The sequence below is a fragment of the Kitasatospora sp. NPDC047058 genome, from assembly GCF_040643935.1.
GTDB lineage: Bacteria > Actinomycetota > Actinomycetes > Streptomycetales > Streptomycetaceae > Kitasatospora.
Genome location: NZ_JBEYVJ010000272.1, coordinates 1 through 10,034 on the forward strand (window position 1 = coordinate 1; position 10,034 = coordinate 10,034).

The 10,034-nt window shown below is 75.8% G+C and carries 2 protein-coding genes; both read left to right on the forward strand.

From position 1 onward, the window contains the following. Positions 1-5,262: type I polyketide synthase (locus ABZ885_RS29235; RefSeq protein WP_360194923.1), on the forward strand; the 5,262-nt coding region annotated here is incomplete at its 5' end. 42 nt (positions 5,263-5,304) lie between these two features. Continuing rightward, on the forward strand, positions 5,305-10,034 hold a 4,730-nt coding region (locus ABZ885_RS29240), incomplete at its 3' end, for an SDR family NAD(P)-dependent oxidoreductase (RefSeq protein ID WP_360194925.1).

Here is a 10,034-nt window from a genome sequence, read left to right on the forward strand (position 1 = left end):
CGGCGCACGGCCGCGCCCCAGGCCGCGACCGGTGCCGACGCCGCGGACGCGCTGCGCCGCCGCCTGGCCGGCCTGTCCGGCCAGGAGCGCGACCGGATGCTGCTGGACCTGGTGCGGGCGCACGTGGCCGCGGTGCTCGGACACGCCTCCACCGACGCCGTCGAGCCCACCCGGGCCTTCACCGACCTGGGCTTCGACTCGCTGACCGCGGTGGAGCTGCGGAACCGCCTGCGGACGGAGACGGGGCTGCGGTTGCCGGCCACGCTGGTCTTCGACTTCCCCACCCCCGTCGCCCTGGCCGGGCTGCTGCGCGACGAGCTGGCGGGCGGCCTGCCCGCCGCGGCCGGGCCGGTCCGTCCGGCCGGTGCGGCGGCGGACGAGCCGGTCGCGATCGTCGGCATGGCCTGCCGGTTCCCCGGCGGCGTCGCCGGGCCGGAGGAGCTGTGGGACCTGCTGGCCGGGGGCCGGGACGCGATCGGCCCGTTCCCGCAGGACCGCGGCTGGGACCTCGACGCCCTGTACGACCCGGACACCGAGCACGCCGGCACCTCCTACACCCGGGAGGGCGGCTTCCTCCAGGACGTCAGCGGGTTCGACCCGGCGTTCTTCGGGATCAGCCCGCGCGAGGCGCTGGCGATGGACCCGCAGCAGCGCCTGCTGCTGGAGACCTCCTGGGAGGCCTTCGAGCGGGCGGGCATCGACCCGGCCGCGCTGCGCGGCAGCCAGACCGGCGCGTTCGTCGGCGGTTACAGCTCGGGGTACGCGGCGATGAGCCTCGACGGCGACTCGGAGTTCGAGGGCATCGACAGCCACGTGATGACCGGGAACGCGACCAGCGTCCTGTCGGGCCGCCTGTCGTACACCCTCGGCCTGGAGGGTCCCGCCGTGACGATGGACACGGCGTGCTCCTCGTCGCTGGTGGCGCTGCACATGGCCTGCCAGTCGGTCCGGGCGGGGGAGTGCTCGCTCGCCCTCGCCGGCGGCATCACGGTCACCGCGGCCCCGGACGGGTTCATCGCCTTCTCCCAGGCCCGTGGTCTGGCGGTGGACGGGCGCTCCAAGGCGTTCGCCGCGTCCGCCGACGGCATGGGCATGGCCGAGGGCGTCGGCATGCTCGTGGTGGAGCGCCTGTCGGACGCCCGCCGCAACGGGCACCCGGTGCTGGCGGTGATCCGCGGTTCCGCCGTCAACCAGGACGGTGCGTCCAACGGTCTGACGGCGCCGAACGGCCCGTCCCAGCAGCGGGTGATCCGCGCCGCGCTGGCCGGGGCCGGGCTGTCGGCCGCCGAGGTGGACGCGGTGGAGGCGCACGGCACGGGCACCAAGCTGGGCGACCCGATCGAGGCCCAGGCGCTGCTCGCCACCTACGGCCAGGACCGTCCCGGGGACCGGCCGGTGTTCCTCGGCTCGGTGAAGTCCAACATCGGGCACACCCAGGCGGCCGCCGGCGTGGCCGGGGTGATGAAGATGGTGCTGGCCCTGCAGCACGAGGAGCTGCCGCCGACGCTGCACGTCGACGAGCCGTCGCCGCACATCGACTGGTCCGCCGGACACGCGAGGCTGCTCACCGAGGCGGTGCCGTGGCCGGCGAACGGGCGGCCGCGCCGGGCGGGCGTGTCCTCGTTCGGCATGAGCGGCACCAATGCGCACGTCATCCTGGAGGAGGCCCCGGCCGACGGGGCCGCCGAGGCGGAGGCCACGGCCCCGGAGCCGGTGCTGACGGGCGCCGGCGCGTGGGTCCTGTCGGGCCGGTCGGCGAAAGCGCTGTCGGGCCAGGCGGGCCGGCTGCGCGAGTGGGTGACCGCCCGGCCGGAGCTCGGGCCGGAGGACGTCGCCTGGTCGCTGGCGGCGACCCGGTCCCGGTTCGAGCACCGGGCCGTCGTCGTGGGCGGTGACCGCGCGGAGCTCGTGACGGGGCTGGAGAGCCTGACGGCGGGTGCGTCCGCCGGATCGGTGCTGTCCGGTGTGGCCCGCTCCGACGCGCGCCCGGTGTTCGTCTTCCCGGGCCAGGGGTCGCAGTGGGTCGGCATGGGCCGGGAACTGGCCGAGGCCAGCCCGGTGTTCGCCGCGCGGCTGGCCGAGTGCGCGAAGGCCCTGGCGCCGTTCGTGGACTGGTCGCTGGACGAGGTGCTCGCCGGTGCCGAGGGCGCGCCGGAGATGAAGGCCGCGGACGTCGTCCAGCCGGCGCTGTGGGCCGTGATGGTGTCGCTGGCCGCCGTCTGGGAGGCCGCGGGCGTGGCGCCCGAGGCGGTGGTCGGCCACTCGCAGGGCGAGATCGCGGCGGCCACGGTCGCCGGGATGCTGTCGCTGGACGACGGCGCCCGGGTGGTGGCGCTGCGCTCGCAGTCGCTGAAGGTGCTGGCGGGTCTCGGCGGGATGCTCTCCGTGAGCCGGCCCGCCGCCGTCGTCGAGGAGCGCATCGCCTGCTTCGGCGAGCGTCTCTCGCTGGCCGCGGTCAACGGCCCCTCGGCCGTGGTGGTTTCGGGCGATCCGGAGGGCCTGGAGGAACTGAAGGCGGAGTTCGAGGCGGAGGGCGTGCGCGCCCGGATGGTCGCCGTCGACTACGCCTCGCACAGCGCCCAGGTCGAGCGGCTGGAGGAGGAGATCCGCTCCGTCCTGGCCGGTGTGACGCCGCGCCGGGGCCGCATCCCGATGGTGTCGGCGATGACCGGCGAGACGCTGACGGGCGAGGAGTTGGACGCCGCCTACTGGTACGCCAGCCTCCGCGCGACGGTGCACTTCGACCGCGCCGTGCGCACCCTGGCCGGCCAGGGCCACCGCGTGTTCGTCGAGGTCTCCCCGCACCCCGTCCTGCTGGGCGCGGTGACGGAGTCGCTGGAGGAGGTCGCGCTGGAGGCGGGCGCGGCCGCCGTGCCCGCCGCCGTCTGCGGCACGCTGCGGCGTGACGACGGCGGCGCGACTCGCCTGGTCACCTCGCTGGCCGAGGCCTTCGTCAACGGCGCGCCGGTGGACTGGACGGCCGTCCTGCCGGCCGGTGCGCGGGTAGACCTGCCGACGTACGCCTTCCGGCACGACCGGTTCTGGCCGAAGGTCCCGTCGGCGCTGCCGGCCGGCTCCCCGGCCGCCGGCCGGGACGGGTCGGGCACGGCGGCCGAGGCGGCGTTCTGGGCGGCCGTCGAGGACGGCGACCTGGACCGGCTCGTGGACACGCTGGCGATCGAGGACCAGGAGCACCGGCTCGGCGAGCTGCTGCCCGCGCTGACCACCTGGCGGCGCCGTGACCTGGAGCGGTCGACGACCGCGAGCTGGCGCTACCGGATGGGCTGGGCGCCGGTCGCCGAGCCCGACCCGGGCGTGCTGTCCGGCACCTGGCTCGTCGCCGTCCCCGCGGAGTCGGCCGCCGGGGACCTCGCGCAGGGCTGCGCGGTGGCGCTGGGCGTGCGCGGTGCCGAGGTCGTGGTGGCCGAGGTCCCGGCCGGGACGACGGACCGCGACGCCCTGGCGGCCCTGCTCACGCGGGCGCTGCGGGACGCGGGCGCGGAACCGGCCGGTGTGGCCGGTGTGCTGTCGCTGCTGGCGCTGGACGAGACGCCGCTGCCGGACCACCCGGTGGTGGCCGGCGGGCTGGCCGCCACCCTGACCCTGATCCAGTCGCTCGGCGACGCCGGGATCGAGGCGCCGCTGTGGCCGGCCACCCGTGGCGCGGTCTCGGCCTCGCCCGGCGAGGTGCCGACCGGCCCGGTGCAGGCGCAGGTGTGGGGCCTCGGCCGGGTCGTCGGCCTGGAACACCCGGACCGCTGGGGCGGGTTGATCGACTTGCCCGAGGTGATGGACGACCGGGCCGGCGCCCGGCTGGTCGCGGTGCTCGCCGGCTGCGGCGAGGACCAGGTCGCCATCCGGCCGGCCGGGATGCTGGGCCGCCGGATGAGCCGGGCCGCCGAGGCGCGCGGCGAGGGCCGCTGGACGCCGCGCGGCACCGTGCTGATCACCGGTGGCACCGGCGCGATCGCCGGGCACGTGGCCCGCTGGCTGGCCGAAGGGGACGCGGAGCGCGTCGTGCTGACGGGCCGTTCCGGCCCGGCGGCCGCCGGTGTCGCCGCGACGGTCGCGGACCTGGCCGCCCGCGGCACCCGGGTGGACGTCGTCTCCTGCGACGTGAGCGACCGCCCGGCCGTGGCCGGGCTGGTGGCCTGGATCGGCGCGAGCGGCCCCGCGCTGTCCTCGGTGATGCACACCGCCGCCGTCCTGGACGACGGTGTCGTGGACCGCCTCACCCCGGCCCGGCTGGAGACGGTGCTGGCGGCCAAGGCCGCGAGCGCCCGCCACCTGGACGAGCTGACCGCAGGCCTGGACCTGGACGCGTTCGTGCTGTTCTCCTCCGCGGCGTCGACCCTCGGCTCCGCCGGGCAGGGCAACTACGCGGCCGCGAACTCCTACCTCGACGCCCTGGCCGAGAACCGGCGGGCCCGCGGGCTGTCCGGTCTGTCGGTGGCCTGGGGCCAGTGGGGCGGCGGCGGCCTGGCGGAGTCCAAGGAGGCGATCCGGGAGCGGATGAAGAAGCTCCCGATGTCGGCGATGGACCCGCAGCTGGCGGTCCGGGCGCTCGGCGAGTCGCTGCAGGGCCCCGACGCCGTCGTGACGGTCATGGACGTCGACTGGGCCGTGCTGGCGCAGACCGCGGTGGACCTGCCCAACGCACCGCTGGTCCGGGACCTGCCGGAGGTCCGCCGGCTCGCCACCGCGGCCACCCGGTCCGCGGAGGCCGCCGCGCCCGCCGAGGGCGAGCTGGGCCGCCGGCTGGCGGGCATGGACCGCGCCGAGCAGGAACGGGTCCTGACGGACCTGGTGCGGGCCGAGGCGGCCGTCGTCCTGGGCCATTCGTCGGCGGAGGGCGTGCAGGCCCAGCAGGCCTTCAAGGAGCTGGGCTTCGACTCGCTGACGGCGGTGGAGATCCGCAACCGGTTGAACACTGCGACCGGACTGCGGGTGCCCGCTACGTTGATTTTCGACTACCCCACTCCGGTGGCGGTGGCCGCCTGGCTGCGTACCGAACTCGCCCCGGACGAGACGGCTTCGGTGCCGGCGCTCGACGACCTCGACCGGCTCGAATCCAGCCTGTCGGGTGCGGCACCCGACCAGGACACGAGCGAGCGGATCACGAGGCGGCTGCAGAGCATTCTGTCGAAGTGGATCGAAAAGCAGGGCGAAGCGGAGTCCGGCACCGACGAGGTCGAACTCGAGTCGGCGACACCCGACCAGGTGTTTGAGTTTCTCGACAAGGAACTTGGTCTGTCCAACTAGTTACTTCGCGCTAATTGACGGCATTTTGGTAAGGGGTCAACTGTGGATAACCAAGAGAAACTCTTCGACTACCTCAAGAAGACTGCGGCCGAGCTCCAGGAGACGCGCAAGCGCCTGCACAGGCTGGAGGCCGGCGAGTACGAGCCGCTGGCGATCGTCGGCATGGCGTGCCGGTACCCGGGCGACGTCGAGACCCCCGAGGACCTCTGGCGGCTGCTGGCCGCCGGGGACGACGCGGTCGGCGAGTTCCCCACCGACCGCGGGTGGGACCTGGAGAGCATCTACGACCCGGACCCGGAGAAGTCCGGCCGCTCCTACACGCAGTCCGGCGCCTTCGTGAAGGACGCCAGCGGATTCGACGCCGCGTTCTTCGGGATCAGCCCGCGCGAAGCGGTCGCCATGGACCCGCAGCAGCGGCTGCTCCTCGAGGTCTCCTGGGAGGCCCTGGAACGCGCCGGAATCGACGCGGGGACGCTGAAGGGCAGCAAGACCGGTGTATTCGTCGGCGGTTTCACCTCGAACTACCTGGTGAACCTGGAGCTGGCGGAAGGGGGCACCGCCGGGCTGGAAGGTCACATGATGACCGGCAACCTGACCGCCGTGCTCTCCGGCCGCGTGTCCTACGTGATGGGCCTGGAGGGCCCGGCCGTCACGGTCGACACCGCGTGCTCCTCCTCCCTGGTGGCGCTGCACCTCGCCTGCCAGGCGATCCGCGCCGGGGAGTGCTCGATGGCGCTCGCCGGCGGTGTGACCGTCCTCGCGCAGCCGGGCATGTTCGTCGAGTTCTCCCGGCAGCAGGGCCTGTCGGTGGACGGCCGCTGCCGCGCCTTCTCCGAGGACGCCAACGGCACCGGCTGGGCCGAGGGCACCGGCATGATCGTCGTCGAGAAGCTCTCCGACGCGCGCCGCAACGGGCACAAGGTGCTCGCGGTGATCCGCGGCTCCGCGATCAACCAGGACGGTGCGTCCAACGGCCTGACCGCGCCCAACGGCCCGTCCCAGCAGCGCGTGATCCGTGCCGCGCTGGAGAACTCCCGGCTGTCCGCCGCCGACGTCGACGCGGTGGAGGCGCACGGCACCGGCACCAAGCTGGGCGACCCGATCGAGGCCCAGGCCCTGCTCGCCACCTACGGCCAGGAGCGCGGCGGCGACCAGCCGCTCTGGCTGGGCTCGGTGAAGTCCAACCTCGGGCACACCCAGGCGGCCTCCGGCGTGGCCGGTGTGATCAAGATGGTGATGGCGCTGCGCAACGAGCAGCTGCCGAAGACCCTGCACGTCAAGCAGCCCACGCCGCACGTCGACTGGGACGCCGGCGAGGTGGAGCTGCTGACCGAGCCCGTCGCGTGGCCGGCCGGTGAGCGCGTCCGCCGCGCGGGGGTCTCCTCGTTCGGCGGCAGCGGCACGAACGCCCATCTCATCCTGGAGGAGGCGCCCGCCGAGGACGCCGCGGCCGAGCCGGCCGAGGAGACCGCTCCTCCGGTCGTGTCCGGCGCCGGTGCCTGGCTGGTGTCCGGGCGTTCGGCGGAGGGCCTGTCGGCGCAGGCCGGGCAGCTGCGGGACTGGGCGGCCGGGCGTCCGGAGACGGAGCCGGCGGACGTGGCGTGGTCGCTGGCGACCACCCGCGCGACCTTCGAGCACCGCGCCGTCGTCGTCGGCGGCGACCGGGCCGGGCTGGTGGCCGGCCTGGAGAGCCTGGCCGACGGTGTGCCCAGCGGCGCCCTCGTCTCGGGCGTGGCCAGGACCGATGCGCGCCCGGTGTTCGTCTTCCCGGGCCAGGGCTCGCAGTGGGTCGGCATGGGCCGCGAACTGGCCGAGGCCAGCCCGGTGTTCGCCGCGCGGCTGGCCGAGTGCGAGGCGGCGCTGGCACCGTACGTCGACTGGTCGCTGACCGACGTGCTCGCCGGTGCGCCGGGCGCGCCGGAGATGAAGGCCGCGGACGTCGTCCAGCCGGCGCTGTGGGCCGTAATGGTCTCGCTCGCGGCCGTGTGGGAGGCCGCCGGGGTGGCCCCCGAGGCGGTGGCCGGCCACTCGCAGGGCGAGATCGCCGCCGCCACCGTCGCCGGGATGCTCAGCATCGAGGACGGCGCCCGGGTGGTGGCGCTGCGCTCGCAGTCGCTGAAGGTCCTCGCGGGCCTCGGCGGCATGCTCTCCGTGAGCCGGTCCGCCGCGGTGGTCGAGGAGCGGATCGCCCGGTTCGGCGACCGCCTCTCCCTCGCGGCGGTCAACGGCCCGGCCACCGTGGTGGTGTCCGGCGATCCGGAGGGCCTGGAGGAACTCAAGGCCGAGTTCGAGGCCGAGGGCGTGCGCGCCCGGATGGTCGCCGTCGACTACGCCTCCCACTCCGCCCAGGTCGAACGCCTGGAGCAGGAGATCATGTCCGTCCTGGCGCAGGTGACGCCGCGTCAGGGCCGCATCCCGATGGTGTCGGCGATGACCGGCGAGACCCTGACCGGCGAGGAGCTGGACGCCGCCTACTGGTACGCCAGCCTGCGCGCCACCGTCCACTTCGACCGCGCCGTGCGCACCCTGGCCGGCCAGGGCCACCGCGTCTTCGTCGAGGTCTCCCCGCACCCCGTCCTGCTCGGCGCGATGACCGAGTCGCTGGAGGAGGCCACCCAGGCGGCCGGCCCCGGCGCCGTCCCCGCCGCCGTGTGCGGCACGCTGCGCCGCGACGACGGCGGCGCGACCCGCCTGGTCACCTCCCTTGCCGAGGCCTTCGTCAGCGGCGCGCCCGTCGCCTGGGCCTCGGTGCTCCCGGCCGGCGAGCAGGTGGACCTGCCGACCTACGCCTTCCAGCACCAGCGGTTCTGGCCGAAGGGGACCCTGGGCGAGCTGCGCTCGTCGCGCTCCGGCGGTGGCGACCCGATGTCGCTGGGCCTGGGCGCCGTCGGCCACCCGCTGCTCGGCGCGGCGGTCGAACTGGCCGGCGGCGCCGGCCTGGTGTGCATGGGCCGGCTGTCGCTGCGCACGCACCCGTGGCTGGCCGACCACGCGGTCGGCGGGGTCGTGCTGCTGCCCGGCACCGGCTTCGTCGAGCTCGCGGTGCGCGCCGGCGACCAGGTCGGCTGCGGCCTGCTGGAGGAGCTGACGCTGCACGCGCCGCTGGTGCTGCCCGCCGACCGCAGCGGCGTCCAGCTGCAGGTGGTCGTCGCCGCGCCCGACGCGGAGGGCCGCCGCGGGGTCGAGGTGTTCTCCCGCCCCGAGGACGCGGCCGCGCAGCAGGCGTGGGTCCTGCACGCCGGCGGTGTGGTCGCCCCCGCCCTGACGGCCGGGAAGGCCGACGAGGACCTCGTGGCGTGGCCGCCGCGGGACGCCGTACCGGTGGACGTCACGGACCTGTACCCGGTGCACCTCGCCGAGGTGTACGGCCCCGCCTTCCACGGCCTGCGGGCCGCCTGGCGCCGCGGCGAGGACGTCTTCGCCGAGGTGGCGCTGCCGGAGGAGGTGGCGCAGGAGGCCGGCGCGTTCGGCCTGCACCCGGCGCTGCTCGACGCGGCCCTGCACGCCTCGGTCCTGGCGGAGCCGGTCGTCGAGGCCGGGCCGGGCCAGGTGCCGATGCCGTTCGCGTGGACCGGCGTCGAGCTGCACGCGGGCGGCGCGTCGGTGCTGCGTGTGCGGCTGCGCCAGGACGCCCAGGGCGGCCTGTCGCTGACCGCCGCGGACACCACCGGCGCTCCCGTGGTCACGGTGGGGTCGCTGGTGAAGCGGCTGGTCGCGATGGACCAGCTCCGGGCCGTCCACAACGAGCTGACCGATTCGCTGTTCGTCCAGGACTGGACCCCGGTGGCCGGGGCCGACGTCCCGGCCGGGGAGTGGGCGCTGCTCGGCCCCGACCGCTTCGGCCTGGTCGACGGACTGGACGCCGCGGGCGTGCCGCTGCGCTCCTTCGCGGACATCGCCGAGCTGGCCACCGCCGCCGCCGAGGCGGGCGGGGCCGGCCTGGGCACCGCCCTGGTGTGCGTCGACGCCCTGCTCGGCGCGGACGACAGCGCGGGCGAGGGCGAGGACTTCCCGGACGCCGTCCGGCGGGCCGGTGCCGCGGCGCTGCGGCTGGTCCGCGCATGGCTGGAGGAACCGCGCCTGGACGCCACGCGGCTGGTGGTCGTCACCCGTGGCGCGGTGGACGCGGTCGCCGGCGAGGCGGTGACGGACCTGGCGGCGGCCTCCGTCCGGGGCCTGCTGCGCTCGGCCCAGGCGGAGAACCCGGACCGGCTGGTCCTGGTCGACCTTCCCCCAGCCTCCGGCCGGGGGCGCCCCCACCTGGTCGACGCCGATGACCAGATCGCCCTGCTGCCCACCGTGGTCGGCGGCGACGAGCCCGAGCTGGCGCTCCGCGGACAGGCCGCCTACGGCCGCCGGCTGACCCGCCCCTCCGGCGAGCTGGTGCCGGTCGCCTGGCCGGCCGGGACGACGGCCGATCCGGCGGCCCGTTCGCTGCTGGTGACCGGCGGCACGGGAACGCTCGGTGCGCTGGTGGCCACGCACCTGGCGGCGACCGGACGGGCCGGCGGCGTGGTGCTGACCAGCCGCTCGGGCCCGGCCGCCGCGGGGGCGGCCGCGATCGCGGCCGAGCTGGCGGAGCTGGGCGTCTGGGTCCGGATCGTCGCCTGCGACGCGGCCGACCGGGACGCGCTGGCCGCGGTGCTGGAGCAGATCCCGGCCGAGTCCCCGCTGGGCTCCGTCGTCCACTCCGCGGGCGTCGTCGACGACGGCGTGATCGCCTCGCTGACGCCGGAGCGGCTGGCCGCGGTCATGCGGCCGAAGGTCGACGC